The 25932-nt window shown below is 54.1% G+C and carries 27 protein-coding genes; 19 read left to right on the forward strand and 8 right to left on the reverse strand.

Annotated elements, in window-relative coordinates:
* Positions 1-909, forward strand: a complete 909-nt coding sequence (locus UTM25_RS02180; protein WP_194401530.1) for a glycosyltransferase family 2 protein — start codon at positions 1-3, stop codon at positions 907-909.
* A complete protein-coding gene (locus tag UTM25_RS02185; protein ID WP_194401529.1) occupies positions 897-2108 on the forward strand; it encodes an O-antigen ligase family protein in 1212 nt (403 codons plus the stop codon). The genes UTM25_RS02180 and UTM25_RS02185 overlap by 13 nt, the downstream gene beginning before the upstream one ends.
* A gap of 23 nt (positions 2109-2131) precedes the next feature.
* Here the strand turns inward: UTM25_RS02185 and UTM25_RS02190 are convergent, their stop codons facing one another.
* Positions 2132-3088, reverse strand: coding sequence for a polysaccharide deacetylase family protein (locus tag UTM25_RS02190; protein WP_194401528.1), 957 nt, complete (start codon positions 3086-3088; stop codon positions 2132-2134).
* A gap of 150 nt (positions 3089-3238) precedes the next feature.
* Here UTM25_RS02190 and rfaQ point away from each other — a divergent pair, with 150 nt between their 5' ends.
* The 7 genes from rfaQ to coaD all read left to right on the forward strand — a co-directional run bounded on the left by rfaQ (position 3239) and on the right by coaD (position 10131).
* The gene (gene rfaQ, locus UTM25_RS02195; protein ID WP_194401527.1) at positions 3239-4309 is read left to right on the forward strand and encodes a putative lipopolysaccharide heptosyltransferase III; all 1071 of its coding nucleotides are present in this window, start codon (positions 3239-3241) and stop codon (positions 4307-4309) included.
* A complete protein-coding gene (locus UTM25_RS02200) occupies positions 4306-5433 on the forward strand; it encodes a glycosyltransferase family 4 protein (RefSeq protein WP_194401526.1) in 1128 nt (375 codons plus the stop codon). The genes rfaQ and UTM25_RS02200 overlap by 4 nt, the downstream gene beginning before the upstream one ends.
* Positions 5434-5435: 2 nt before the next feature.
* The gene (locus UTM25_RS02205; RefSeq protein WP_045400325.1) at positions 5436-6536 is read left to right on the forward strand and encodes a glycosyltransferase; all 1101 of its coding nucleotides are present in this window, start codon (positions 5436-5438) and stop codon (positions 6534-6536) included.
* Positions 6537-6547: 11 nt separating this feature from the next.
* A complete protein-coding gene (locus UTM25_RS02210) occupies positions 6548-7537 on the forward strand; it encodes a glycosyltransferase (protein WP_194401525.1) in 990 nt (329 codons plus the stop codon).
* A gap of 66 nt (positions 7538-7603) precedes the next feature.
* A complete protein-coding gene (waaA, locus tag UTM25_RS02215) occupies positions 7604-8878 on the forward strand; it encodes a lipid IV(A) 3-deoxy-D-manno-octulosonic acid transferase (protein WP_194401524.1) in 1275 nt (424 codons plus the stop codon).
* Entirely contained in the window at positions 8878-9648 is a 771-nt protein-coding gene (locus tag UTM25_RS02220; protein ID WP_194401523.1) for a glycosyltransferase family 2 protein, read from the forward strand. The genes waaA and UTM25_RS02220 overlap by 1 nt, the downstream gene beginning before the upstream one ends.
* 3 nt (positions 9649-9651) lie before the next feature.
* Entirely contained in the window at positions 9652-10131 is a 480-nt protein-coding gene (gene coaD / locus UTM25_RS02225; RefSeq protein ID WP_023334018.1) for a pantetheine-phosphate adenylyltransferase, read from the forward strand.
* Between the two features lie 2 nt (positions 10132-10133).
* Here the strand turns inward: coaD and mutM are convergent, their stop codons facing one another.
* The 4 genes from mutM to radC all read right to left on the reverse strand — a co-directional run bounded on the left by mutM (position 10134) and on the right by radC (position 12329).
* Positions 10134-10943 carry a bifunctional DNA-formamidopyrimidine glycosylase/DNA-(apurinic or apyrimidinic site) lyase gene (gene mutM / locus UTM25_RS02230; RefSeq protein WP_194401522.1) on the reverse strand — a complete coding sequence of 270 codons (810 nt, stop codon included), beginning with the start codon at positions 10941-10943 and terminating at the stop codon, positions 10134-10136.
* A 72-nt stretch (positions 10944-11015) separates the two neighbouring features.
* Entirely contained in the window at positions 11016-11183 is a 168-nt protein-coding gene (gene rpmG / locus UTM25_RS02235; RefSeq protein ID WP_003024094.1) for a 50S ribosomal protein L33, read from the reverse strand.
* A 22-nt stretch (positions 11184-11205) separates the two neighbouring features.
* The gene (gene rpmB, locus UTM25_RS02240; protein ID WP_002436699.1) at positions 11206-11442 is read right to left on the reverse strand and encodes a 50S ribosomal protein L28; all 237 of its coding nucleotides are present in this window, start codon (positions 11440-11442) and stop codon (positions 11206-11208) included.
* A 218-nt stretch (positions 11443-11660) separates the two neighbouring features.
* Positions 11661-12329, reverse strand: coding sequence for a RadC family protein (radC, locus tag UTM25_RS02245; RefSeq protein WP_023309889.1), 669 nt, complete (start codon positions 12327-12329; stop codon positions 11661-11663).
* A gap of 170 nt (positions 12330-12499) precedes the next feature.
* On the opposite strand from radC, the gene coaBC reads away from it, so the two are divergent.
* The 3 genes from coaBC to slmA all read left to right on the forward strand — a co-directional run bounded on the left by coaBC (position 12500) and on the right by slmA (position 14864).
* Positions 12500-13711, forward strand: a complete 1212-nt coding sequence (gene coaBC, locus UTM25_RS02250) for a bifunctional phosphopantothenoylcysteine decarboxylase/phosphopantothenate--cysteine ligase CoaBC (protein ID WP_194401534.1) — start codon at positions 12500-12502, stop codon at positions 13709-13711.
* Positions 13689-14147, forward strand: coding sequence for a dUTP diphosphatase (dut, locus tag UTM25_RS02255; RefSeq protein ID WP_008502691.1), 459 nt, complete (start codon positions 13689-13691; stop codon positions 14145-14147). The genes coaBC and dut overlap by 23 nt, the downstream gene beginning before the upstream one ends.
* A 120-nt stretch (positions 14148-14267) precedes the next feature.
* Complete coding sequence (gene slmA / locus UTM25_RS02260; RefSeq protein ID WP_010426428.1) at positions 14268-14864, forward strand: nucleoid occlusion factor SlmA; 597 nt, start codon at positions 14268-14270, stop codon at positions 14862-14864.
* A 40-nt stretch (positions 14865-14904) separates the two neighbouring features.
* Here the strand turns inward: slmA and pyrE are convergent, their stop codons facing one another.
* The gene (gene pyrE / locus UTM25_RS02265; protein WP_010426430.1) at positions 14905-15546 is read right to left on the reverse strand and encodes an orotate phosphoribosyltransferase; all 642 of its coding nucleotides are present in this window, start codon (positions 15544-15546) and stop codon (positions 14905-14907) included.
* 67 nt (positions 15547-15613) lie between these two features.
* Complete coding sequence (gene rph / locus UTM25_RS02270) at positions 15614-16330, reverse strand: ribonuclease PH (protein WP_010426431.1); 717 nt, start codon at positions 16328-16330, stop codon at positions 15614-15616.
* Between the two features lie 125 nt (positions 16331-16455).
* Between rph and UTM25_RS02275 the strand changes: the two genes are divergently transcribed.
* Both UTM25_RS02275 and UTM25_RS02280 read left to right on the forward strand, forming a co-directional pair.
* On the forward strand, positions 16456-17319 hold the full coding sequence (locus UTM25_RS02275) for a YicC/YloC family endoribonuclease (RefSeq protein WP_023309886.1): 864 nt from the start codon (positions 16456-16458) through the stop codon (positions 17317-17319).
* Positions 17320-17523: 204 nt separating this feature from the next.
* A complete protein-coding gene (locus UTM25_RS02280; protein WP_194401521.1) occupies positions 17524-18141 on the forward strand; it encodes a trimeric intracellular cation channel family protein in 618 nt (205 codons plus the stop codon).
* Between the two features lie 2 nt (positions 18142-18143).
* Here UTM25_RS02280 and ligB read toward each other — a convergent pair whose 3' ends face one another.
* A complete protein-coding gene (gene ligB / locus UTM25_RS02285; RefSeq protein ID WP_194401520.1) occupies positions 18144-19814 on the reverse strand; it encodes an NAD-dependent DNA ligase LigB in 1671 nt (556 codons plus the stop codon).
* Positions 19815-20065: 251 nt separating this feature from the next.
* On the opposite strand from ligB, the gene gmk reads away from it, so the two are divergent.
* Genes gmk through recG form a run of 5 tightly spaced genes read left to right on the forward strand, consistent with a single transcriptional unit; the run spans position 20066 to position 25932 of the window.
* On the forward strand, positions 20066-20689 hold the full coding sequence (gmk, locus tag UTM25_RS02290; RefSeq protein ID WP_010426438.1) for a guanylate kinase: 624 nt from the start codon (positions 20066-20068) through the stop codon (positions 20687-20689).
* Positions 20690-20743: 54 nt separating this feature from the next.
* Positions 20744-21019 carry a DNA-directed RNA polymerase subunit omega gene (gene rpoZ / locus UTM25_RS02295; RefSeq protein ID WP_000135058.1) on the forward strand — a complete coding sequence of 92 codons (276 nt, stop codon included), beginning with the start codon at positions 20744-20746 and terminating at the stop codon, positions 21017-21019.
* Between the two features lie 19 nt (positions 21020-21038).
* Positions 21039-23153 carry a bifunctional GTP diphosphokinase/guanosine-3',5'-bis pyrophosphate 3'-pyrophosphohydrolase gene (gene spoT, locus UTM25_RS02300; protein ID WP_047347514.1) on the forward strand — a complete coding sequence of 705 codons (2115 nt, stop codon included), beginning with the start codon at positions 21039-21041 and terminating at the stop codon, positions 23151-23153.
* Between the two features lie 4 nt (positions 23154-23157).
* Complete coding sequence (gene trmH, locus UTM25_RS02305; RefSeq protein ID WP_194401519.1) at positions 23158-23847, forward strand: tRNA (guanosine(18)-2'-O)-methyltransferase TrmH; 690 nt, start codon at positions 23158-23160, stop codon at positions 23845-23847.
* A 3-nt stretch (positions 23848-23850) separates the two neighbouring features.
* Positions 23851-25932, forward strand: a complete 2082-nt coding sequence (gene recG, locus UTM25_RS02310; RefSeq protein WP_194401518.1) for an ATP-dependent DNA helicase RecG — start codon at positions 23851-23853, stop codon at positions 25930-25932.

Here is a 25932-nt window from a genome sequence, read left to right on the forward strand (position 1 = left end):
ATGGCTTTTCTTAGCATCATTATTGCCGCGCATAACGCCAAAGATACGCTTCACACTACGTTAGAAAGCCTGCAAAACGCGATTGAAGGTGCGGGCGATGATGTAGAGATCATTATCTTTAACGACAGTTCCAATGACTCAACGCAGGATATTATTGAAGCGTGGCTGCCAATGCTTCCGAATGCGCAATCCCGATACGTCGAGTACCGTAACGTAGGTCATGTTCGAAACAGTGCCCTCTCGCTGGCCTCAGGTGAATATATTACCATGCTGGATAGCGATGACCGGATGAAACCGGGCAGCATCAGGGACGCTGTGGCGTTTCTCAAATCAGAGCGCCCTGATATGCTACTGACGCGCCTGCTGGAAATTCGCGACACCAAAAAAATTACAGCTGACTGGCAGGGGTTCTCTCCGGTTGCTTTGTCACAACATGAGGCAATAAAGCGGTTCCTGCAGCACAAAGATTTTCAGGCACATCTCATCGGGCAATTTATTCATCGGAAATTGTACGTGAGCAATTCCATTCCATCGATGGTCTGTTACGAAGACTTTGCGGTATTTCCTGCCATGCTCATGCAGGCAGAAAAAATCTGCTATCAACGCCAGGGCCATTACTATTACATCAAACGTAGCGAAAGTTTATCGAGTCGTCTCGACGCCAGTAAAATCGCTACGCTGGTTGAATGCACATTGCAAATGGAAAAAACATTCCCTCGTTCTTTTAAGCATCTTGTTAATTGTCACTGGTTTGATATCTACAGTAACCATCGGCAGCATCTGACTGACCTGCAACTCAAACTGGTTAAACAGCGGGTCAATGCACTTTATTCTCTCTCTTTCTTTTTCTCCAGAGATGTACGTTTTAGCTACAAAAAAAGGGTCATTGAGGCATTATGGAAAAAGTAAAACTGCGGCTTTATCAGCTGACGCTGATTTTGAGCCTTATTTCGCTTGCGCTGGCGCTGCTGAGTTCAGGTAAGCAGCGAGAGTTTTTCTATATTGCAATTTATGCCAGCATTATCGGCTTAGCATGCGAATATAAAAAAATCACAGTGCGTCCTTTTTCTATAGCATTGCCGATGCTATTAATTGGGCTGCTTAATCTTGTCTGGTATCTGGTGTATGAATATCATAGCGAAGGCCTGAACGTTTATAGCGATTATCTCGGTGCAAGTAAGAAATTGATCCTGGCGAGCATTCTTATATTCTATCTTGACCGGTTTAAGTCTTACATTGATCAAGCATCCTTCCAGAAGTATTTTTTATATGCCTCTGGCGTAGGGTTTATACTTGCAACTGGCTATGGCTTATGGCAGGCATCACAGGGTATGGGGCGTATCGAGATGGCCATAAACCGTGCAACCGTGTCGGCCTATGTTTACTCTGTACTGTCACTGGCGTTTGTATACAGCCTTTATCTACAGAAAAATATAAAACTGTATGTAGCCGCAGGACTCATCATCTTAATATCTTATTTCGTCATTCTTCTAACGGGCACGCGTGCCGCAATGGGATTATATTTGATCCTGGCGATTGTACTCACGCTCTACCACTTCAGAAGAATACACCTTAAATCAACGCTGATTTTCTTCTGTATTGTGGCGGGTATTGTTATCGTTAGCTACAAACCATTAATTTTACCAAAGATACAACAAACTCAAGCTGAAGTTGAAAGTTATCAACAAGGATATGATGCAACCTCACTGGGCGCTCGTTTCTCTATGTGGAGTGTGGGTATTCAAAACGGACTTGCCCATCCTTTGGGGCAGTCTGTTGAAGAGCGCGAAGTTTGGACACAGCAATATGTAAAAAATGGGCATCCACATCTCGCGGCCGCACTCGAGTTTATCAAAGTGCATCTGCACAATGAGTTTATTGAAAAATATTCACTGCAAGGGATCCCCGGGCTAGCGATATTAGTCTTTTCCTATATATCGATGTTCGCTTACGCACTTAAGAACAGAAATGGCCTGCTGCTGACGACCATGCTTCTTTTATTACTCTACGGCCTGACGGACGTAATACTATTGAGTTCAGAGGCCTTAATCTTCTTTGTCACCGTGTTTGCGCTGAGTACACCTTTTTCGCAAACCAGGCTACGTTAATGATAATGCCCGCGAGGCGGGCATTATTTTTTCCTGTATTGATAAAACTCCGCCAGCGTCATTCCTACCGTCTTATCAGACAACCAGCTAAAGAGCGTTTCTAAATCCTGATACAACCCTTCGATCGCCGCCTCATCTTTAAACGTGGGGCTTCCGCCAGGCATAAATTCCGACGAATGAAGCATAAACTCCACGTAATCACTTCCCTGAGACAGGCATTGCTGTGCAACTTGAATCATCTGCGCCGCATTCCCACCGGAAGGTCTTAGCCAGTTGACCGAGGGTGAGCGGTATTTACCGCGAAGCCTGTCGTAACCCTGTTTGATCGTGTTCAACCACGCCGGGTGTTTATACTGAATGCTCATCGGCACTTCGAGTAATGGGCTATTGCCCGCCCGGGAAATATTATCTAAATCCATAAAATAGGCATGGTCGGGGAAATGCTGATAATTCGTTCCGCCATTACCCTGCGGCGCACCTTTCGCGTTGCGCCAGTTCACCCGCGGCGTCACGGAGCAATCCACCTGGTAACCCAGCTCAACGAGCAATTTTGCGTAGCGACTGTCAAATGCCCAACGTCCGGCACGGTGGCTTAACATTTTGGTCTGGAATGTCTCTTCCAGCAGGCGGGTCATAAACAGCACTTTCTCGCGCATCACCTCATCCGAAAATTCAATCAGATAAGGCTGCCAGCGCCAGTCGTCTCCCGTGAGATCGTGTTCCGGCGGGCTATTCCATGCGTGAAGGTGCATCCCCACCTCGCTCTGACCGCGGGCGATCGCGTCCCTGGCGAATTCGATGAAAACGGGCTCGATCGCCATCTCGTAATTGGTCAGCCACACGGGCTTAAAACCGAAACGCTCACAAAGCGCCTGGAACCGCGCCAGATAGCGCGCGTTTTCCGTTTTAATGACGCGGTGATTTTGCCAGAGATTATCGCCCTCAGTATCAATCGTGATGATAAACGCTGGTTTGTTCATAATGAGTCCGCAAGACAGGAAAGTTAGCGCTATGTTACGCACTCTCCAAAGCGTGAGTAAACCCTTCCTGGGAAATTACTGAGATTATGGAGAAAGAGTGCAAGTCGCTATCAGGTCTATTAGAATTGCCATCAGTACAACGCCGATAAGATGATGATGAATAACTTACCTGACACACCTGATTTGCGCATTTTACTTATCAAACTCCGCCATCATGGCGACATGTTGCTGACCACTCCCGTCATTGATTCGTTACGTCAAAAATGGCCGCAGGCGCAGATTGATGTCCTGCTGTATGAAGAAACGCGCGATATGCTCGCCGCGCATCCGGCGATCGGTACAATTTATGGAATCGATCGTAAATGGAAGCAGCTGGGCACGCTGAAGCATCTTCAAAAAGAGTGGCAGTTGCTGTGTGCGTTAAGAAATCAGCATTATCATCTGGTCATTAACCTGGCCGATCAATGGCGTAGCGCAATTGTCACCCGCTTTACCGGCGCACCCGTTCGCCTCGGATTCGCGTTTAACAAACGCAACAGTGCATTCTGGCGTTTTTGTCATACCGATCTGGTCTCTGTCGACGGCCACAAATCCCTGCATACGGTCGAACAGAATCTCTCCATTCTGACGCCATTACCTGTCGCGCCGCAGCCTGCCGTCACCATGGCTTACACCGCAGAGGACTGGGATTATGCCCGTCAAAGACTGACGCAGACGGGTGTGGGCGAGCGCTATATCGTGATCCAGCCAACGTCCCGCTGGTTCTTTAAATGCTGGAGCGAAGACAAAATGGCGCAAACCATTACTGCACTGCAGCAGGAGGGTCATAAGGTTGTGCTCACCGCGGGGCCGGATAAAAAAGAGCTGGCGATGATCGATCGCATTCTCGCCGCCTCGCCAAAGACGGGGGTCGTCTCTCTGGCGGGCCAGCTAACGTTGCGCCAGCTGGCCTCACTCATCGATCATGCGTGTCTTTTTATTGGCGTTGACTCCGTTCCAATGCATATGGCCGCCGCGCTTCAAACGCCCTGCGTGGCATTGTTTGGTCCATCAAAACTGACGTTCTGGTCACCGTGGCAGGTTAAAGGGGAAGTGATCTGGGCCGGCGATTACGGCCCGCTACCCGATCCGGATGCCATTGATACCAAAACGAAAGAACGCTATCTCGACGCCATTCCCGTTGATGCTGTCGTCTCCGCCGCAAGGAGATACCTGTCATGAAACACCATCGCCTGGCCATTGTTCGCCAAAAGTATCGCCCTGATGGCGGAGCGGAGCGCTTCGTTTCGCGCGCTCTCACCGCGCTGAGCAATCAGAACCTTGAGCTCAACGTCATCACGCGTGAGTGGCAGGGAGAGAAGCAAGACGACTGGCATATCCACATTTGTAACCCTCAAAAATGGGGCCGCATCAGTCGCGAACGCGGATTTGCACAGGCCGCGCGCGCGCTGTGGCAGCAACAGCAGTTTGATATTGTTCAAAGCCATGAGCGCATTCCGGGGTGTGATATTTATCGCGCGGGTGATGGGGTGCATCGTCGCTGGCTGCTGCAGCGCGCGCGCATTTTACCTGCCTGGCGCGCGCAAATGCTGATGTATGACCGCTATCACCGCTATGTGATGCGTGCGGAACGGGAAATGTATCAGGCGCCTGAGTTAAAAGCCGTCATCTGTAATGCGGAGATGATCAAACGCGAAATCGTTGAAGACTTTGATATTGACGCAAAGAAAATTCATGTGATTTATAATTCAATTGATTCCAGCCGCTTCGTTCCGGCCCTGGAAGCACAGCGTGCGATTTTGCGCCAACAATTTGGTTTGCCAGCCGATGCCGTTGTTTTCTGTTTTGTAGGCTCAGGGTTTGAACGAAAAGGATTAGCCAGCGCCATACGCGCTATTGCTGGAACATCTGCCTGGCTGATTGTGGTTGGGCAAGATAAAGCAGAACGTCGTTATCGCGACCTCGCCCGTTCGTTAGGCTGCGAGGGGCAAATTCGTTTCCTGGGGATGCAAAAAGAAACTCTGCCTTTTTATCAGCTATCCGATGGTTTACTGTTGCCAACGCTGTATGATCCCTTTCCTAACGTCATTCTTGAAGCGATGGCCTGCGGCTTGCCCGTCATTACTTCAGAGAGTTGCGGTGGTGCAGAATTTATTCAACAAGGCCAGAACGGATTTTATTGTGACGCACTTGATATCAGTACATTGAAGGAAGCGGTAGCCGCTATCCCTTCACTGGAAAAAAATAACAATATGGGACGAGCGGCACGTGAACGTGTAATAGACGCCACTCCCGAAAAACTATCAAGTCAGCTTATTACGCTTTATCAAAAATTACTGGATTAAAAATGCGCATCCTAATGATTATTGATGGTTTACCCGGTGGAGGAGCCGAAAAAACGGTTCTTACACTCTCCCGCGGGTTAATAGAAATGGGGCATCAGGTCTCTCTATTCTCTCTGCGGAAAGTGTGCGACTACGCCATCCCGGAAGGCATCGATTATCAGGTTGTTCAGGACACATGTAAAAAACCGTGGCGAAAGCTGACGGAGATCCCACGCCGCGCCCAACTGCTTGATCAGGCGATTGAGCGAGCTGAGCGCAGCGGCAAATTTGATGTGGTGTTCTCTCACCTGCACAAGACAGACCGCATTGTGGCGCACTGCCGCGCGCTGGAACGTGACAAAGTCTGGTTCTGCGTGCACGGCATGTTCTCGTTTTCCTATCTTCGCCATCGCAGCGGACTTTCGCGCTGGTTTAAACATCTTAAAATTCGTCATACCTACGAAAACCGCAACGTTGTCGCCGTCTCAGGCGCCGTGTTGAAAGATCTTTCCGAGACGCTGGCGCTCAATCTTCGACGCAAAGCGGTTATCCATAATCCTTTCGATATTCCTGAAATTCAGCGTCTGGCGGATGCGCCCTTCGAAATGCAGGGAAAGGATTACATTATTCATGTTGGCCGCTTCCATGAGCACAAACGCCACGACCGACTCTTACGTGCGTTCGCCCTGAGTAAAATTGACACCACGCTGGTCATGATGGGCAATGGATCTGATGCTCAAATTCGCAAACTCAAGCAGCTTGCAGCCGAGCTGGGTATTGAAAACAAAACGGTTTTCCGCCCGTTCGATTCCAATCCCTATCCCTGGATTAAAGGGGCACGCCTTTTAGTGTTAAGTTCTGACTGCGAAGGTTTTGGTAATGTGCTGGTCGAAGCCATTATCTGTCAGACGCCACCGGTCAGTACAAATTGCCCCGGAGGCCCTGCTGAAATCCTCACCGGAGCCTTAGCGCGCGGGCTGGCAGAGTTAAATGACGCGTCACTGGCAAAAACGCTGGCGGATATTTATACCGCCCCGCCGGTCGTTGGCGATGCAACCATCGCGTCGTTCGGTATCAGTGCCATTTGCCAGCAATATATTGCTCTGGTCGACAATCAAAAATAATCAGGTTTCTTATGCAAAATTCTGCCCCATTGCTAAGCGTGGTGGTTGCCGTTTATAACGGTGAAGCTTTCCTGGATCAGTTCTTTACCTGCCTTGTCAATCAACGCATCGACAGCATGGAAGTCATTATTGTCAATGACGGCTCTACTGACCGCTCGATGGAGATCGTCGAAAACTGGCGAGAAAAACTGCCGCAGATGCAGGTTATAGAACAGCAAAACCAGGGCGTATCCATAGCGCGTAACACCGGTCTGGCCGTTGCGACGGGTCAATATCTCTCTTTCCCGGATATTGATGATGTCTTTAAACCCGGCATGTACCAGCGCCTGCTGGATATGGCCGTCACGCAGGATCTGGATGTCGCCACTTGTAACGGGAACTACGTCTGGGAGAACAACAAGAAACCCTCACGCCCGATCTTCCCTGAAGACAAACTAGCTTCCACAGGGGTCATGACTGGCCCTGCGTGGTTAAAAATGGCGCTGGATTCACGTAAATTCCTTCACGTCACCTGGTTGAACATCTATCGCCACGACTTTATCCGTCAACACAGTTTCCATTTCGAACCCGGCCTGCGCCATCAGGATATTCCGTGGACCACCGAAGTGCTGCTTGCGGCAGAGCGGGTTCAGTACACCAGTGAACGTTATTACGACTACTACATTCACTCTGCATCGGTGTCCCATATGCCGGACAATGACGACACGCTAATTCGCTCCGCGCGTCACTACATGAAAATCCTGCAGATGCTCGATGCCATCAATCAGCGTTACCCGGACAAAGTAAAAGGGATCCCTGCCTGCCACTGGCAAATTGCCAAAGAGGGGCTGGGCATTATTCACACCTTCGACAACATGAAGGATGAGAAGAAGAAATCAATGATTATTAAAGAGTTCTTCGAAACAGGCATCTGGAAACTCATCTGGAAAAGTGCAAAAAGTCCGCGTCTGCGCTGGCGGCTGGGTCGACGTTATTTCCGTTTGAAACGGTATCTGGCATAAGAGATAGCTTTACCTGGCCTAAATGCTTAGAATTTGCCCGCCGAAACTAAAAAAACGGATAATCGCTTGGAATTGTTGTATACCGCTCTGCTGTACATCATTCAGCCACTGGTGTGGCTGAGACTGTTGCTTCGTAGCCGGAAAGCGCCTGCGTATCGTAAACGCTGGGCTGAACGCTACGGCTTCTGCCGCAATAAAGTCGTACCGGACGGTATTTTGCTGCATTCCGTTTCTGTCGGTGAAACGCTGGCGGCGATCCCGCTGGTTCGCGCCCTGCGTCACCGTTACCCGTCGCTGCCAATCATCGTCACGACGATGACGCCAACCGGCTCGGAGCGCGCGTTATCCGCTTTCGGCAAAGACGTGCAGCACGTTTATCTGCCTTACGATCTACCCTGCGCCATGAATCGTTTCCTCAACACCGTGCGCCCGAAGCTGGTGATTGTGATGGAAACCGAGCTGTGGCCGAACATGATTTCCGCTCTGCATGCCCGTAAAATCCCGCTGGTCATTGCCAACGCGCGCCTCTCAGAGCGCTCGGCGAAGGGTTACGGCAAGCTGGGTAAATTTATGCGCCGCCTGCTAAGCAAAATTACCCTGATTGCGGCGCAGAATGAAGAAGATGCGGCGCGCTTCATCGCGCTAGGCCTGAAACGCAACCAGCTTGCGGTAACGGGCAGCCTTAAATTCGATATTTCCGTCACGCCTGAACTCGCCGCCCGTGCGATCACACTGCGTCGCCAGTGGGCCCCGCGTCGTCAGGTCTGGATTGCGACCAGTACCCATGATGGCGAAGAAGAGATCATCCTGCAGGCTCACCGCAAGCTGCTGGAAAAATTCCCTGATTTACTGCTGATCCTCGTGCCTCGCCATCCGGAGCGTTTTAAGGATGCCCGTGAAATGGTGCAGAAAGGCGGCTTCAGCTTCACGCTGCGCAGCAGCGGTGAAATCCCTTCCGGCAGCACCCAGGTCGTGATTGGCGATACGATGGGCGAGCTGATGTTGCTTTACGGAATCGCTGACCTCGCGTTTGTCGGTGGCAGCCTGGTCGAGCGCGGCGGTCATAACCCGCTGGAGCCGGCAGCCCACGCCATTCCGGTGCTGATGGGGCCGCACACGTTTAACTTCAAAGATATCTGCGCGAAATTACAGCAGGCCGATGGTTTAATTACCGTGACCGATGCGGATTCGGTGGTTAAAGAGGTATCAACCCTTCTGACTGACGAAGATTATCGCCTGTGGTACGGTCGCCATGCCGTCGAAGTGCTGCACCAGAACCAGGGCGCCCTGACCCGACTGCTGCAGCTTCTGCAACCTTATCTGCCCCAGCGGAGCCACTAATGTCAACGCGTCTGTCGGTCGTCATGATCGCCAAAAACGCCGCCGACCTGCTTCCGGATTGCCTGGCGTCGGTTGCCTGGGCTGACGAAATAGTCATTCTTGACTCCGGAAGTACGGACAACACGGTAGACATTGCCCGGGCAGCGGGCGCAAAAGTCTTTGTCGACGCTGACTGGCAAGGCTACGGCATCCAGCGCCAGCGCGCGCAGGGGTATGCCACAGGTGATTATGTCCTGATGCTCGACACCGACGAGCGCATCACGCCAGAACTTCAGCAGGCCATTCAGGCAGTGCTTTCTTCGCCCCAGCCTGGCGCCGTATACAGCATTGCCCGCCGCAACTACTTCCTTGGCCGATTTATGCGCCACAGTGGCTGGTATCCTGACCGCGTGATGCGCCTTTACGAGCGCGAGCGGTATCAGTACAACGATAATCTGGTCCATGAATCCCTGAGCTGCAATAGTGCACAGGTCATCCCCCTGACGGGCGATTTGCTGCACCTGACCTGCCGTGATTTCGCGAGCTTCCAGCGTAAACAGCTCAACTATGCCACCGCATGGGCGCAGGAGCGCCACCAGCGCGGCAAGAAAGCCTCGCTGACGGGTATCTTCACCCACACGCTGGGCGCGTTTCTGAAAACGCTGCTGCTGCGTGGTGGCGTGCTGGACGGTAAGCAGGGCTGGTTACTCGCAGTAGTGAATGCCCAGTATACTTTCAACAAATACACCGAGCTGTGGGCGCTCTGCCGCGGCTACTCAGAGAAAACGTGAGCCATGAGCACAAAAGCGATTTATCCGGGTACCTTCGATCCGATCACCAACGGTCATCTTGATATCATCACCCGTGCGGCGTGCATGTTCGACAAGGTGATCCTGGCCATTGCCGCAAGCCCCAGCAAAAAGCCGATGTTTGACCTCAACGAGCGCGTACAGCTCGCCACCGATGCCATTTCGCACCTGCCGAATGTTGAGGTGGTCGGGTTTAGCGACCTGATGGCTAACTTTGCCCGCGCTCAGCAGGCAAACATTCTTATCCGTGGTTTACGCGCGGTGGCAGACTTCGAGTATGAGATGCAGCTGGCGCACATGAACCGCCACCTGATGCCGGAGCTGGAGAGCGTGTTCCTGATGCCCTCTAAAGAGTGGTCGTTTATCTCTTCTACGCTGGTAAAAGAGGTGGCGCGTCATCACGGCGACGTCACCCATTTCCTGCCGACTAACGTCCACCAGGCACTGATGGAAAAGCTAAAGTAACCCTATTTCTGGCACTGACGGCAGTAGAACGTGGCGCGCTGGGCGTGCTTCGTGGCAATAACGGGCGTGCCGCAGACTCTGCACGGTTCGCCTTTACGGCCATATACCTGCAGCTTCTGGGCAAAATAGCCCGGCTTGCCGTCACTTTGCAGGAAGTCCTTCAACGTTGTCCCGCCCTGCTCAATCGAGCGAAGTAATACGGCTTTAATCACCCGGACCAGCAGCTCGCACTCCTGCGCAGACAGCGAAGAGGCCAGCCGATCGGGATGGATCCCGGCCGCAAACAGCGATTCGCTGGCGTAGATATTCCCCACGCCGACCACCAGCTTGTTATCCATCAGCCAGGGCTTAATCGGGCTTTTCTTCTTCGCACACTTCGCCTTGAGGTATTCCGCGTTAAACGCGTCTGAGAGCGGCTCCGGGCCCAGATGCGCCAGCACGTTGTGCCCTTCCAGCTCCTTCGTCCACAGCCACGCGCCAAAGCGCCGTGGGTCGGTGTAACGGAGCACTTTGCCGTTGCTCATCACCAGATCGACATGGTCATGCTTTTCCGCAGGCAGTTCTTCGGTAAGAATGCGCAGGCTCCCGGACATTCCCAGGTGGATAATAATCCAGCCGTCGGGCAGCTCCAGCAGCAGGTATTTCGCGCGCCGCTGTACGCTAAGGACGGGTTTATCGCTCAGGGCATGGATCTCATCGGACACCGGCCAGCGCAGACGTCCATTGCGGACCACCGCGTGAAGAATCGTTGCGCCGACCAGATGGGGCTCAATGCCGCGACGGCTGGTTTCTACCTCAGGTAATTCAGGCATGGTTCCTCCGTTGAGATTCAGAATGCAAAAAACCCCGCAGTTGCGGGGTTTTTCGATACAAGGAGACTAAAATTATTTGATTTTAGCTTCTTTGTACAGTACGTGCTGGCGTACAACTGGATCGAATTTTTTCAGTTCCAGTTTTTCCGGCTTAGTACGTTTGTTCTTCGTGGTGGTGTAGAAGTGACCTGTACCAGCAGAAGAAACCAGCTTGATTTTCTCGCGAATACCTTTAGCCATGATTTATTTCCTCTTTAAGTACTTAGTACTTTTCGCCACGGGCACGCAGTTCGGACAGAACTGTATCGATGCCTTTCTTATCGATTACACGCATACCTTTAGCAGATACGCGCAGGGTGACAAAACGCTTCTCGCTCTCAACCCAGAAACGGTGAGAGTGCAGGTTCGGCAGGAAACGGCGTTTAGTCGCGTTCAGTGCGTGGGAACGGTTGTTACCGGTCACCGGACGCTTGCCAGTAACTTGGCAGACTCGGGACATGTCTATTCTCCAAAAATCAAATTAGCTCGAGCTTCGTATGGGGTATCGGCGCCTCGTCAGGCTTTACAGCCCGGTCATCGCATAGTTCTAAGTGAACTCTCGATTGCCAGGCCCAAATGCCAAACCCGAGATTCTCAAAGGTGGCGTAGTATACGCTGACTCGGCGGTGTGCTCAAGTCCCGAACAGACAAAGATCCCGATGGATCGCGAGAAATAGCCTAAATCCAGCCATGTTCTGCGAAAGAAATGTACTCACCGCGGCCAATTATCAGATGGTCCAGCACACGAATGTCCATGAATTGACAGCATTTGATAATGCGTTCGGTGATTTCTTTGTCCGCTCTGCTCGGTTCTGCACAGCCAGAGGGGTGATTATGCGCGAGGATCACGCCCGCTGCATTCACTTTTATCGCTTCCCGCACAATTTCACGCGGATGCACCTCAACGTGGCTCAACGTGCCCGCAAAGAGACAGCTATGTTTCAGCACCCGATTTCTGTTATCGACAAAGATCACCATAAAGATCTCGCGTTCAATATCGGTTAACTGGCTTTGCAGGAATTCACGCGTCATTTCTGGCGTCAGGATCGGATCTTCCTTCTCCATGCGGACATTGTAAAAACGGCGGGCAAGTTCAGCAATGCCCCTCAGCTGGGCATATTTCGCCACGCCTATTCCCTCAACGTGCTTAAACTGCGCCAGGTCGGCGGTCAATAAACCGTACAGCGAACCGAAATGTGCTATCAGCTCTTTTGCCAGCGTAAATACCGTTTTTCCGGGCGTTCCGGTACGTAAAAAGAGCGCCAATAGTTCATCGTCTTTTAACAGGGTGACGCCATAGCGCAGCAGTTTTTCGCGCGGCAGCAGCTCCTCATCCTCTTCTTCCATGCTCTTTCTCCTTTTTAACCTCATGCTGCCACAGGCCAATCCGTCGCTCGACGGCCACATTGCGTTCTTGCGTAGCGCCTCGCAAAGTGGACGAAGTACAAAATCACTCCGCTTTGGGGATTGTGATAAAATGCCCGCTCTCTGGTGAAACCCAACAGGAAAGAATCATGATGAGCCTGGCCGGTAAAAAAATCGTTCTTGGCGTGAGCGGCGGCATTGCTGCTTATAAAGCGCCGGAGCTGGTGCGTCGTCTGCGCGAGCGCGGAGCTGACGTGCGGGTCGCGATAACCGAAGGCGGTAAAGCCTTTATCACTCCCCTGAGCCTGCAGGCCGTTTCAGGATACCCGGTATCTGACAGCCTGCTCGATCCGGCCGCCGAAGCCGCGATGGGCCATATTGAGCTGGGTAAATGGGCAGACCTGGTTATCCTCGCCCCCGCCACGGCTGATTTAATCGCTCGGGTGGCGGCCGGTATGGCAAACGATCTGGTCTCCACCATTTGTCTGGCCACGCCAGCTCCAGTTGCCGTCGTTCCTGCCATGAACCAGCAGATGTACCGTAACGCGGCCACCCAGCATAATCTGGAGACGCTGGCCTCACGCGGCCTGCTTATCTGGGGTCCGGACAGCGGCAGCCAGGCCTGCGGCGACGTTGGCCCGGGTCGCATGCTTGATGCGCTGACGATTGTTGATATGGCCGCAGCCCATTTTTCGCCTGTCAACGATCTGCAACATCTCAACATCATGATTACCGCGGGCCCCACGCGCGAGCCGCTGGATCCGGTGCGCTACATCACCAACCACAGCTCCGGCAAAATGGGCTTCGCGATTGCCGCCGCCGCCGCAAGGCGTGGCGCGAACGTCACGCTGGTGAGCGGCCCGGTATCGCTACCTACCCCTGCGTTTGTGAAGCGAATTGACGTGACTACCGCGCTGGAGATGGAAGCCGCCGTGCAGGCACATGCGCAAAGCCAGCAGATTTTTATCGGCTGTGCGGCCGTCGCAGACTATCGTGCCGAGACGATCGCCGAGGCTAAAATTAAAAAGCAAGGCGATGAATTAACACTAAAAATGGTGAAAAATCCGGACATTGTTGCCGGCGTCGCCGCACTAAAAAGCCATCGTCCATACGTTGTTGGGTTTGCCGCAGAAACGAATAATGTGGAAGAATATGCCCGGCAAAAACGTACCCGCAAAAACCTCGATTTGATTTGCGCGAACGACGTATCGCTGGCCACACAAGGATTTAACAGCGACAGCAACGCACTGCACCTTTTCTGGCAGGATGGAGATAAAGTCTTACCGCTTGAGCGCAAGGAACTCCTGGGCCAACAATTACTGGACGAGATCGTTACCCGTTATGATGAAAAAAATCGACGTTAAGATTCTGGACCCGCGTGTTGGCGAGCAATTCCCGCTGCCAACCTATGCCACCTCCGGTTCTGCCGGTCTTGACCTGCGCGCCTGTCTCGATGACGCCGTAGAACTGGCTCCGGGTGCCACTACCCTGGTTCCAACTGGCCTGGCGATTCACATTGCTGACCCGTCTCTGGCAGCGGTGATCCTGCCGCGTTCTGGTCTGGGCCATAAGCACGGCGTTGTGCTGGGTAACCTGGTGGGCCTGATCGACTCCGACTACCAGGGTCAGCTGATGGTCTCCGTCTGGAACCGCGGTCAGGACAGCTTCACCATTGAACCGGGAGAGCGTATCGCCCAGATGGTCTTTGTACCGGTAGTACAGGCAGAATTTAACCTGGTGGCAGACTTTGACGCCACCGACCGTGGCGAAGGCGGCTTCGGCCATTCCGGGCGCAAATAACGGCCCGAAAGACACGTATCTCACAGCGTTATAATGCAATAACAAACCGCAAACGCCAGTTTGCGGTCGCTGTGTGGATACCAGCCTGGCAAGTGCTTATTTTCAGGGGTATTTTGTAACATGGCAGAAAAACAAACTGCGAAAAGGAATCGTCGCGAAGAAATACTTCAATCTCTGGCTCTGATGCTTGAATCCAGCGATGGCAGTCAACGCATCACCACCGCTAAACTGGCCGCCTCTGTAGGCGTGTCTGAGGCGGCGCTGTACCGTCATTTCCCGAGCAAGACCCGGATGTTCGACAGCCTGATCGAGTTTATTGAAGACAGCCTGATTACGCGCATCAACCTGATTCTGAAAGACGAAAAAGACACCACCGCGCGTTTGCGTCTGATTGTGCTGTTAATCCTGGGCTTCGGTGAACGCAATCCGGGCTTAACCCGCATTCTCACCGGCCACGCGCTGATGTTTGAACAGGACAGACTGCAGGGCCGCATTAACCAGCTTTTCGAGCGTATTGAAGCGCAGCTGCGCCAGGTACTGCGCGAAAAGAAAATGCGTGAAGGCGAAGGGTACACCATCGATGAGACGCTGCTGGCGAGCCAGATTCTGGCGTTTTGTGAAGGGATGCTCTCCCGCTTTGTGCGCAGCGAGTTCAAATACCGTCCAACGGACGATTTTGACGCCCGCTGGCCGTTAGTGGCTGCTCAGTTGCAGTAATCCGTAAGCCCGGTAAGCGTAGCGCCACCGGGCAATTTAATTACACCCCGAACTCTTCCCGGTACGCACGTACCGCCGCCAGATGGTCCGCCATCTCGGGCTTCTCTTCCAGATACGCAATCAGGTCTTTCAGGGTAATAATCGACGTCACTTTGCAGCTGTAATCGCGTTCGACTTCCTGAATAGCGGAAATTTCACCGCGACCACGCTCCTGACGATCCAGAGAAATCAGTACGCCAGCAAGCGTCGCACCGTTGGCCTGAATAATCTCCATCGATTCACGGATCGCCGTACCCGCGGTAATCACGTCATCGACCAGCATGACGCGGCCCTGCAGCGCGCTGCCGACCAGATTCCCGCCTTCACCATGGGTTTTGGCTTCTTTGCGGTTAAAGCAGTAGGGCACGTCGCGGTCATGGTGTTCCGCCAGCGCCACCGCGGTGGTTGTCGCAATTGGAATGCCTTTATAGGCCGGGCCAAACAGCAGGTCAAAATCAATCCCGGAATCCACCAGCGCTTCGGCATAGAAACGGCCTAACAGTGCCAGATCGCGCCCGGTATTAAACAGCCCGGCGTTGAAGAAATAGGGACTCTTACGCCCGGATTTCAGCGTAAATTCGCCAAACTTAAGTACCTGCTTGTTAAGCGCAAACTCAATAAACTGGCGCTGATACGATTTCATGGATTTGCTCCTTTGGTTTTTCTGTCTTACAGGCAAAAAAAAGGCGACTCATTGGTCGCCTTTAAAATCAATTTTCTAACGCCGCTTTCTGCGTCGTTACAATGGATTCGATTCCTCCTCGGGCCAACGCCAGCAGGGAGAGAAGCTCTTCGTGGGTGAACGGCTCGCCTTCCGCCGTGCCCTGCACCTCAATGATGCGACCGTCTTCGGTCATCACCACGTTCATGTCGGTTTCGGCTGCGGAATCTTCAACGTATTCCAGATCGCAAAGCGCTTCGCCGTTAACGATACCAACAGAAACCGCCGCAACCATGCCTTTCATTGGGTTGGTTTTCAGCTTACCGGCCGCAACCAGCTTGTTCAGGGCATCTGCCAGCGCTACGCAGGCACCGGTAATAGACGCGGTACGCGTACCGCCATCTGCCTGAATGACGTCGCAATCGAGAGTGATGGTGAATTCGCCGAGGATTTTCAGGTCAACGGCGGCGCGCAGCGCACGCGCGATCAGACGCTGAATCTCCATGGTACGACCGCCCTGCTTACCCTTTGCCGCTTCACGGGCATTACGAGTATGGGTCGCACGCGGCAGCATGCCGTATTCTGCGGTGATCCAGCCCTGGCCCTGACCTTTCAGGAAGCGCGGAACGCCTTCTTCGATGGAGGCGGTGCAAAGCACTTTAGTGTCACCAAACTCAACCAGCACGGAGCCTTCAGCGTGTTTTGTATAGTTACGGGTCAGGGTGACGGGACGCACCTGGTTGGCGCTACGGCCTGATGGACGCATGATGGATTCTCCGGCTTGAAACGAATGTGGCTGCGCATTATACGGATAAAGGACGCTTATTCCTATCCTGAGAAGCCCCCGAAAGCTATAATCCCCCCATCTCTCCTTTAAAAACGGGAATGTCTATGATCCGCAGTATGACCGCCTACGCCCGGCGTGAAATCAAGGGTAGCTGGGGCAGCGCCACATGGGAAATGCGCTCGGTAAACCAGCGTTACCTGGAAACGTATTTCCGTATGCCGGAGCAGTTCCGCAGCCTTGAGCCTGTCGTACGTGAACGTATCCGTACGCGTCTGACGCGCGGGAAAGTGGAATGTAACCTGCGCTTTGAGCCCGATGCCAGCGCACAGGGCGAGCTCATCCTCAACGAAAAACTGGCAAAACAGCTCGTGAATGCGGCGAACTGGGTCAAAATGCAGAGCGATGAAGGCGAAATCAACCCGGTTGATATTCTTCGCTGGCCTGGCGTCATGGCCGCCGGTGAGCAGGATCTGGATGCCATTGCCGCTGAAATCCTGGCAGCCCTCGACGGCACGCTGGACGACTTTATCGTTGCCCGCGAAACCGAAGGTCAGGCGCTGAAAGCGATGATTGAGCAGCGCCTTGAAGGCGTAAGCACTGAAGTAGCCAAAGTCCGCACCCATATGCCAGAAGTGCTGCAATGGCAGCGCGAGCGTCTTGTCGCCAAACTGGAAGAAGCGGAAGTTCAGCTGGAAAACACCCGTCTGGAACAAGAGCTGGTGCTGATGGCGCAGCGTATTGATGTCGCTGAAGAACTGGACCGTCTGGAAGCGCACGTTAAAGAAACCTACAACATTCTGAAGAAAAAGGAAGCTGTGGGCCGCCGTCTGGACTTTATGATGCAGGAGTTCAACCGCGAGTCGAACACCCTGGCGTCTAAATCGATCAATGCAGAAGTGACGAATTCAGCGATCGAGCTGAAAGTGCTGATTGAGCAGATGCGCGAGCAAATCCAGAATATCGAGTAATGCCTTTCGGGTGGTGTCGGCCACACCACCCATTACTATTTCTAATCCATATCAACGTCCGCTTTTACGCTTTACCGCCTATTATCAAGCCTACCCAGGATAAATCGATAAAAATTTATAGGGCAAACTGACTCGCCTTAGAAAATTTCAATCGTGATCTTGCGCACAAATCGCTAACCTCCCCGCGTTCACACCGGAGGGTATATGCTGCTTCACATCCTTTATCTCATTGGCATCACCGCAGAAGCCATGACCGGCGCACTTGCCGCCGGACGTCGCCGTATGGACACCTTCGGCGTAATTATTATTGCTACCGCGACCGCGCTGGGCGGCGGTTCCGTGCGCGATATCCTGCTTGGCCATTACCCGCTCGGCTGGGTTAAACACCCTGAGTACGTGATTATCGTGGCGACGGCTGCTGTGTTAACTACCATCGTGGCGCCCGTTATGCCCCATCTTCGCCGCCTGTTCCTGGTGCTTGATGCGCTGGGGCTGGTCGTCTTTTCAATCATCGGTGCGCAAATCGCGCTCGATATGGGGGAAGGACCGGTTATCGCCACCATTGCTGCCGTGGTTACAGGCGTATTCGGTGGTGTGCTGCGCGATATGTTCTGCAAACGCATCCCCCTGGTCTTTCAAAAAGAGCTGTATGCCGGCATATCCTTCGCCGCAGCGGTGCTTTATATCGCCCTGCAGCATTACGTTTCGAACCATGATGTGGTGGTCATCTCGACGCTGCTGTTTGGCCTTACGGCCCGCATGCTGGCGCTGCGTCTGAAGCTCGGGCTGCCCGTTTTTCATTACAAACACAGCGCCCACTAGCTTCAGAACCCGTTGATGTGCTGTTCAGCGAGCCATTTCGCCAGCACATCAATCTGAGGGGCGTGAATCCAGTTAACGATTTGTCGCGCTTTTTCCTCTCCTGTTCCCGGCAGGGTCTGCCAGTCCTTTGCGTTGCGCCCGCTCATCTTCTGCCACGATATGTCTCCCATCGCCTTCAGCGAAGCCTGGGTCAATGGCACACCCATTGCCATGAGCCAGCGGATAAACGGCTTCTCGCGCACCAGATTAAATCGATGCCAGAGCGCCAGCCCGCGTGCTGAGGAAAATCCCGGTGTAGCCTGCAGCTGCGCCTGCGTTAATAACAGCCATGAAAAGAGATGTTCAAAATGATGCGCCTGCCAGAGAGTGCGCCAGCCTGACTCGCCTACTCCTTCAATATCAAGTACCTGCTTTGAACTGAGCCAGGTCAGCCGGGCAAAGAACTGCTCCATACACTCCGGTGAAGCATAGAAACAGCTAAGAGCATGATAGCGTGAGGCCGGTGGCTCTGGTTTATGTCTGTCCGTTCCGCGCCAGAGCACCTTATCAAACCGGGGGATACCCTGCCCGGCAAGGCTGATCTGTATCTGATCCCCCGGGGCAATATCCAGCCTCTGCCAGCGCCCAACCGAACCCAGACTCACACGCTGCACCTGTTTATCATCCAGTTGCACGGGTTCCAGCGCTGCTACAACGGAAATTTTGCCTGTTCTCCCCACGGAAAAATGAATATCGCTCACCTCCGCGACCTGGGCTGCGGGAGGATATTTCCATGCGACAACCCAGTTGCCTTCTCCAGGCAACCAGCCTTCGCCCGCGGGTTCATCCTCCGAACGCACCACAATGCCATCCGTGGCAAAGGGTAATGCGGTCACGTGCCAGGCCGCGCGCTGTTTTTCGACGGCATCAACAGATTCGGCGGGTAGCGTGTACCGTGCCGACAGCGTAAAACCGGCCTGAGACAGTTCAGCTAAAGATGTCTGCATATCTTTCGGTCCGTCCGGCCAGGCCCAGATGAATACGCCTATCTTGCTCAATAGCGAGTTATCCTTTTGCCGCATCATCGCCCCCGCCACCTTTGCGCGAGCGTTCATTCCGCCCATCTGCTGCTGAATGTGGTTGTCGCGCAACCAGAAAAGCTCGCCCTGTAAGACGCTATTCGCCAGCTTGCCGGTGAGCTTTTGTGGAACTGACGGGACTAAACGCACCTTCCCGGTCCAGTCTTCCCCTTTCAGACCATCACCGCGACTGATGGCCTGGGTTAACTTTCCGTCACGATAGACCAGCGTCACCGCCACACCGTCAACCTTCGGCTGCAGCCACAAATGCGGTCGGGCACGCATCCACTGCCTCAGTTCCTCTTTGCTGGCCACTTTATGCACGCCCGTGTGGGCAACAGGATGTTTTACGCTTCCCGCCAGCGTAGGGAGTTTCTCTTCTGAAGGCTCACTGCTAAAACAGCGCTGCCACTGCGTTAACCGCCCGTGAAGCTGGTCGTAAACCTCGTCGTTGATCTCGCTCACGCCCTGCTTCCAGTAAGCCTCATCCCAGCGTTTGATTTGCGCGCTTAACGACGCCATCTCTTTCTCAGCTTTTGCCTGCGACCACACCGGACACACCGCCGTGCCATAGCCACACCACAACAGCATTAACCCGCCTATCCATCGCCACATCGCTATCCCTCCTTTGCATTGCAGGAGGTATACCCGGTTGCCTGAAACAACGCTAACGGCATCGTTTCACAATGCGAGAGGCTATCCGGTATTTCTTTTGATTGCTGAAAACCACAGATAAAACCTGAAAACGGCACGCAAAATTCAATAATCCAGGGGAAAAAGTGTGACAAAGGCTACGTCACGGTGCGCCGACGTGTATAATAAGCCCGTATGTAGGACTTCTTCGTTAACACATACAAAAGACTCTCATGGCTCAAGGCACGCTTTATATTGTTTCTGCCCCTAGTGGCGCGGGTAAATCCAGCCTTATTCAGGCACTGTTAAAAACCCAACCGTTGTACGACACGCAGGTTTCTGTTTCGCACACCACGCGAGCGCCGCGTCCGGGTGAAGTGCACGGTGAACACTATTTCTTTGTGGATCACGACGAATTCAGAGCGATGATAGGCAGAGACGCGTTTCTTGAACACGCTGAAGTATTCGGTAATTACTACGGTACCTCGCGTGAAACCATTGAGCAGGTTCTGGCCACGGGCGTGAATGTGTTCCTGGATATCGACTGGCAGGGCGCACAGCAAATTCGTAAGAAAATGCCTGACTCGCGCAGTATCTTTATTTTACCGCCATCGAAAGATGAGCTGGATCGCCGCCTGCGTGGCCGCGGTCAGGACAGCGAAGAAGTGATCGCAAAGCGTATGGAACAGGCTGTTGCAGAAATGAGCCATTACGCGGAATATGATTACCTTATTGTGAATGATGATTTTGATGCCGCATTGAGCGATCTCAAAACCATTCTTCGTGCAGAACGTCTGCGTATGAGCCGCCAGAAGCAGCGACATGACGCATTAATCACCAAACTGTTGGCAGACTGAACCCACTTTCAGTATCATGCCCAGTCATTTCTTCACCTGTGGAGCATTTTAAGTATGGCACGCGTAACTGTTCAGGACGCTGTAGAGAAAATTGGTAACCGTTTTGACCTGGTGCTGGTCGCCGCGCGTCGCGCTCGTCAGATGCAGGTAGGCGGTAAAGATCCGCTGGTACCGGAAGAAAACGATAAAACCACCGTTATTGCACTTCGCGAAATCGAAGAAGGTCTGATCAACAACCAGATCCTCGACGTGCGTGAGCGCCAGGAGCAGCAAGAGCAGGAAGCCGCAGAACTGCAGGCCGTAACCGCTATTGCTGAAGGTCGTCGTTAATTAAACCTGCGGGTCGCCCTTGTATCTGTTTGAAAGCCTGAATCAACTGATTCAAACTTACCTGCCTGAAGACCAGATTAAGCGTCTTCAGCAGGCGTATCTCGTTGCACGTGACGCTCACGAGGGCCAGACACGTTCAAGCGGTGAACCCTATATCACGCACCCGGTAGCGGTGGCCTGTATTCTGGCCGAGATGAAACTCGACCACGAAACGCTGATGGCCGCTCTGCTGCATGACGTGATCGAAGATACCCCTGCCACTTATCAGGACATGGAACAGCTGTTTGGCAAAAGCGTTGCCGAACTGGTGGAAGGGGTATCTAAGCTTGATAAGCTTAATTTCCGCGACAAGAAAGAGGCGCAAGCCGAAAACTTCCGCAAGATGATTATGGCGATGGTGCAGGATATCCGCGTCATTCTCATCAAACTCGCTGACCGTACCCACAACATGCGCACGCTGGGCTCGCTTCGCCCGGATAAACGTCGCCGCATTGCCCGTGAAACCCTCGAAATCTACAGTCCGCTGGCGCACCGTTTAGGTATTCATCACATTAAAACCGAGCTGGAAGAGCTGGGTTTTGAAGCGTTATACCCGAACCGCTATCGCGTGATTAAAGAGGTGGTGAAAGCCGCACGCGGTAACCGTAAAGAGATGATTCAAAAAATCCTCTCTGAAATCGAAGGGCGCTTACAGGAAGCGGGCATTCCGTGCCGCGTCAGCGGTCGCGAGAAACATCTGTACTCCATCTACTGCAAAATGGTGCTCAAAGAGCAGCGTTTTCACTCGATCATGGATATCTACGCCTTCCGCGTCATTGTCCACGACTCGGACACCTGCTATCGCGTGCTGGGGCAGATGCACAGCCTCTACAAACCGCGTCCGGGGCGCATGAAAGATTACATCGCCATTCCAAAAGCGAACGGCTATCAATCTTTACACACCTCGATGATCGGGCCACACGGCGTGCCTGTTGAGGTGCAAATTCGCACCGAAGACATGGACCAGATGGCAGAGATGGGTGTTGCCGCACACTGGGCGTATAAAGAGCACGGTGGCGAAAGCAGCACGACCGCACAAATCCGCGCCCAGCGCTGGATGCAGAGCCTGCTGGAGCTTCAGCAGAGTGCGGGTAGCTCGTTTGAATTTATCGAGAGCGTTAAATCCGATCTCTTCCCGGATGAGATTTACGTTTTCACCCCAGAAGGTCGCATTGTCGAACTGCCTGCGGGCGCAACGCCGGTCGACTTCGCTTACGCCGTGCATACCGATATCGGGCATGCCTGTGTCGGCGCGCGTGTCGACAGACAGCCTTATCCTCTGTCTCAGCCGCTTTCCAGCGGCCAGACGGTGGAAATAATTACCGCACCGGGCGCACGTCCGAACGCGGCCTGGCTGAACTTTGTCGTGAGCTCCAAAGCGCGCGCCAAAATTCGCCAGCTGCTGAAAAACCTCAAGCGTGATGATTCCGTCAGCCTGGGGCGTCGTCTGCTCAACCACGCGTTGGGCGGCAGCCGTAAGCTGGCTGAAATTCCGCAGGAGAACGTCCAGCGTGAGCTGGAGCGCATGAAGCTCGCGTCGCTTGACGACCTGCTGGCAGAGATTGGCCTCGGCAACGCCATGAGCGTGGTGGTGGCGAAGAACCTGCAGCAGGGCGACACGACAGCCGTTCCTGCAACGACGCAAAGCCACGGCCACCTGCCGATTAAAGGCGCGGACGGGGTGCTGATCACCTTCGCTAAATGCTGCCGTCCAATTCCTGGTGACCCGATTATTGCGCACGTCAGCCCGGGCAAAGGGCTGGTTATCCACCACGAGTCCTGTCGTAACATTCGAGGCTACCAGAAAGAAGCCGAGAAATTTATGGCGGTCGAGTGGGATAAAGAGACCGCACAGGAATTTATCACCGAAATTAAGGTGGATATGTTCAACCACCAGGGTGCCCTGGCGAACCTGACGGCAGCGATAAACACGGCCTCTTCCAACATTCAGAGTCTGAATACGGAAGAAAAAGATGGTCGCGTGTACAGCGCCTTCATTCGTCTGACCGCCCGTGACCGCGTGCATCTGGCGAATATTATGCGCAAGATCCGCGTCATGCCGGACGTGATTAAAGTCACCCGAAACCGAAACTAGGTTTATGAATTCACAACGTTATGCACGTATCTGCGAAATGCTCGCCAGGCGTCAGCCTGACCTGACGGTCTGCATGGAGCAGGTGCATAAACCTCATAACGTTTCTGCCATCGTCCGTACTGCAGATGCCGTCGGTGTGCATGAAGTGCACGCCGTCTGGCCGGACGGCCGTATGCGCAATACGGTTTCGGCGGCGGCAGGCAGCAACAGCTGGGTATCTGTCAAAAATCATCACACCATTGGCGAAGCCGTATCGCACCTGAAAGGGCGCGGGATGCAGATCCTGGCCACTAACCTGTCCGCTAAAGCCGTGGATTTCCGCGAGATCGACTACACCCGCCCGACCTGCATTTTGATGGGTCAGGAGAAAACCGGGATCACCCAGGAAGCGCTGGATCTGGCGGATCGGGACATCATCATTCCGATGATCGGCATGGTCCAGTCTTTGAACGTCTCCGTGGCGTCCGCACTCATTCTGTATGAAGCGCAGCGTCAGCGTCAGAATGCCGGAATGTACGAGCGCAGCAACAGCATGCTGCCGGAAGAGGAACAGCAGCGCCTGCTGTTTGAAGGTGGTTATCCGGTGCTGGCTCGCGTTGCGAAGCAGAAAAAATTGCCTTACCCCCACGTCAACGCGCAGGGCGAAATTGAAGCCGATGCCGCGTGGTGGGCCACCATGCAGTACGCCGGGTAAGCGATGAAAGGCCGCCTGCTGGATGCCATCCCGCTTAACAGCCTGACGGGTGTGGGCGCGGCGCAAAGCAATAAGCTGGCAAAAATTGGCCTGCACACCGTGCAGGATCTCCTGCTTCACCTCCCCCTGCGTTACGAAGACCGCACCCAGCTCTACAAGATTGGCGATCTCCTTCCCGCCATTTACGCCACCGTTGAAGGCGAAGTCCTGAACTGCAACATCACCTTCGGCGGACGCCGAATGATGACCTGCCAGATCAGCGACGGCACCGGCATTCTCACCATGCGTTTTTTCAACTTCAGCGCGGCGATGAAAAACAGCCTGGCGACGGGCCGCAGGGTGCTGGCCTATGGCGAAGCCAAACGCGGGAAATACGGCGCAGAGATGATCCACCCGGAGTACCGCGTGCAGGGCGATCTCAGCACGCCGGAAATGCAGGAGACGCTTACCCCGGTTTACCCGACGACCGAAGGCATCAAGCAGGCCACGCTGCGTAAGCTCACCGATCAGGCGCTGGAGCTGCTGGATACCTGCGCCATTACCGAGCTGCTGCCGCCCGAGCTGGCGCAGGGCATGATGAGCCTGCCCGAGGCGCTGCGAACCCTGCACCGCCCGCCGCCAACGCTGCAGCTCAGCGATTTAGAAAGCGGCAAACACCCCGCACAACGGCGTCTTATCCTTGAGGAATTACTGGCACATAACCTGAGCATGCTGGCGCTTCGCGCGGGCGCGCAGCGTTTCCACGCCCAGCCCTTAAGCCCTCGTGATGAGCTCAAAGATAAGCTGCTGGCCTCGCTGCCGTTTAAGCCCACCGGCGCGCAGGCGCGCGTCACCGCCGAGATTGAACGCGATATGGCGCTCGACGTGCCGATGATGCGCCTGGTTCAGGGCGACGTGGGCTCCGGTAAAACGCTGGTTGCCGCCCTGGCGGCCCTGCGCGCGATTGCTAACGGTAAACAGGTGGCGCTAATGGCGCCGACCGAGCTGCTGGCTGAACAGCACGCCAACAATTTCCGCGCCTGGTTTGCGCCGCTCGGGATTGAAGTGGGCTGGCTTGCCGGGAAGCAAAAAGGCAAAGCGCGCCTTGCGCAACAGGAGGCTATTGCCAGCGGGCAGGTGCAGATGATTGTCGGCACGCACGCCATCTTCCAGGATCAGGTGCAGTTTAACGGTCTTGCGCTGGTGATAATCGACGAGCAGCACCGCTTCGGCGTACATCAGCGTCTGGCGCTCTGGGAAAAAGGCCTGCAGCAGGGCTTCCACCCGCATCAGCTGATCATGACCGCCACGCCGATCCCGCGCACCCTGGCGATGACCGCGTACGCCGATCTGGATACCTCCACCATCGACGAACTGCCGCCGGGCCGTACGCCGGTCACCACGGTCGCCATTCCCGACACGCGCCGCAGCGATATCATTGACCGCGTGCGCAACGCCTGCACTCAGGAAGGGCGTCAGGCCTACTGGGTCTGTACGCTGATTGAAGAGTCTGAACTGCTGGAAGCGCAGGCTGCCGAAGCCACGTGGGAAGAGCTTAAGCTGGCGCTGCCGGAGCTGAACGTGGGTCTGGTTCACGGACGCATGAAGCCCGCTGAAAAACAGGCGGTGATGCAGTCGTTCAAACAGGGTGATTTGCATTTGCTGATCGCCACCACGGTGATCGAAGTCGGCGTGGACGTCCCTAATTCCAGCCTGATGATCATCGAAAACCCGGAGCGTCTCGGCCTTGCCCAGCTTCACCAGCTGCGCGGGCGCGTCGGCCGTGGCGCGGTTGCATCCCACTGCGTACTGCTCTACAAAGCCCCGCTTTCCAAAACGGCCCAGATGCGTCTTCAGGTGCTGCGCGACAGCAACGACGGTTTTGTGATTGCGCAAAAAGACCTGGAGATCCGCGGCCCGGGCGAACTGCTGGGCACGCGTCAGACGGGTAACGCAGAATTCAAAGTGGCGGATTTGCTGCGCGATCAGGCCATGATCCCCGAGGTTCAGCGCCTCGCCCGCCATATTCATGAACGCTACCCCGAACAGGCGGCAGCGTTAATTGAGCGCTGGATGCCGGAAACCGAGCGGTACTCTAACGCCTGA

It is taken from the genome of Enterobacter sp. 61D5, assembly GCF_034107965.1.
In the GTDB taxonomy this organism is placed as follows: domain Bacteria; phylum Pseudomonadota; class Gammaproteobacteria; order Enterobacterales; family Enterobacteriaceae; genus Enterobacter; species Enterobacter cloacae_M.

What these genes read in the sequence shown, in the direction of transcription:
- UTM25_RS02185 (WP_194401529.1), top strand. Translation starts at nt 897, where the DNA reads ATGGAAAAAGTAAAACTGCGGCTTTATCAGCTGACGCTGATTTTGAGC.
- ligB (WP_194401520.1), bottom strand. Translation starts at nt 19,814, where the DNA reads ATGTGGCGATGGATAGGCGGGTTAATGCTGTTGTGGTGTGGCTATGGC.
- dut (WP_008502691.1), top strand. Translation starts at nt 13,689, where the DNA reads ATGATGAAAAAAATCGACGTTAAGATTCTGGACCCGCGTGTTGGCGAG.
- rfaQ (WP_194401527.1), top strand. Translation starts at nt 3,239, where the DNA reads ATGATGATGAATAACTTACCTGACACACCTGATTTGCGCATTTTACTT.
- UTM25_RS02220 (WP_194401523.1), top strand. Translation starts at nt 8,878, where the DNA reads ATGTCAACGCGTCTGTCGGTCGTCATGATCGCCAAAAACGCCGCCGAC.
- radC (WP_023309889.1), bottom strand. Translation starts at nt 12,329, where the DNA reads ATGGAAGAAGAGGATGAGGAGCTGCTGCCGCGCGAAAAACTGCTGCGC.
- rpmG (WP_003024094.1), bottom strand. Translation starts at nt 11,183, where the DNA reads ATGGCTAAAGGTATTCGCGAGAAAATCAAGCTGGTTTCTTCTGCTGGT.
- coaBC (WP_194401534.1), top strand. Translation starts at nt 12,500, where the DNA reads ATGAGCCTGGCCGGTAAAAAAATCGTTCTTGGCGTGAGCGGCGGCATT.
- slmA (WP_010426428.1), top strand. Translation starts at nt 14,268, where the DNA reads ATGGCAGAAAAACAAACTGCGAAAAGGAATCGTCGCGAAGAAATACTT.
- rpmB (WP_002436699.1), bottom strand. Translation starts at nt 11,442, where the DNA reads ATGTCCCGAGTCTGCCAAGTTACTGGCAAGCGTCCGGTGACCGGTAAC.
- UTM25_RS02275 (WP_023309886.1), top strand. Translation starts at nt 16,456, where the DNA reads ATGATCCGCAGTATGACCGCCTACGCCCGGCGTGAAATCAAGGGTAGC.
- pyrE (WP_010426430.1), bottom strand. Translation starts at nt 15,546, where the DNA reads ATGAAATCGTATCAGCGCCAGTTTATTGAGTTTGCGCTTAACAAGCAG.
- rph (WP_010426431.1), bottom strand. Translation starts at nt 16,330, where the DNA reads ATGCGTCCATCAGGCCGTAGCGCCAACCAGGTGCGTCCCGTCACCCTG.
- UTM25_RS02180 (WP_194401530.1), top strand. Translation starts at nt 1, where the DNA reads ATGGCTTTTCTTAGCATCATTATTGCCGCGCATAACGCCAAAGATACG.
- UTM25_RS02200 (WP_194401526.1), top strand. Translation starts at nt 4,306, where the DNA reads ATGAAACACCATCGCCTGGCCATTGTTCGCCAAAAGTATCGCCCTGAT.
- mutM (WP_194401522.1), bottom strand. Translation starts at nt 10,943, where the DNA reads ATGCCTGAATTACCTGAGGTAGAAACCAGCCGTCGCGGCATTGAGCCC.
- UTM25_RS02280 (WP_194401521.1), top strand. Translation starts at nt 17,524, where the DNA reads ATGCTGCTTCACATCCTTTATCTCATTGGCATCACCGCAGAAGCCATG.
- UTM25_RS02190 (WP_194401528.1), bottom strand. Translation starts at nt 3,088, where the DNA reads ATGAACAAACCAGCGTTTATCATCACGATTGATACTGAGGGCGATAAT.
- gmk (WP_010426438.1), top strand. Translation starts at nt 20,066, where the DNA reads ATGGCTCAAGGCACGCTTTATATTGTTTCTGCCCCTAGTGGCGCGGGT.
- coaD (WP_023334018.1), top strand. Translation starts at nt 9,652, where the DNA reads ATGAGCACAAAAGCGATTTATCCGGGTACCTTCGATCCGATCACCAAC.
- UTM25_RS02205 (WP_045400325.1), top strand. Translation starts at nt 5,436, where the DNA reads ATGCGCATCCTAATGATTATTGATGGTTTACCCGGTGGAGGAGCCGAA.
- recG (WP_194401518.1), top strand. Translation starts at nt 23,851, where the DNA reads ATGAAAGGCCGCCTGCTGGATGCCATCCCGCTTAACAGCCTGACGGGT.
- trmH (WP_194401519.1), top strand. Translation starts at nt 23,158, where the DNA reads ATGAATTCACAACGTTATGCACGTATCTGCGAAATGCTCGCCAGGCGT.
- rpoZ (WP_000135058.1), top strand. Translation starts at nt 20,744, where the DNA reads ATGGCACGCGTAACTGTTCAGGACGCTGTAGAGAAAATTGGTAACCGT.
- UTM25_RS02210 (WP_194401525.1), top strand. Translation starts at nt 6,548, where the DNA reads ATGCAAAATTCTGCCCCATTGCTAAGCGTGGTGGTTGCCGTTTATAAC.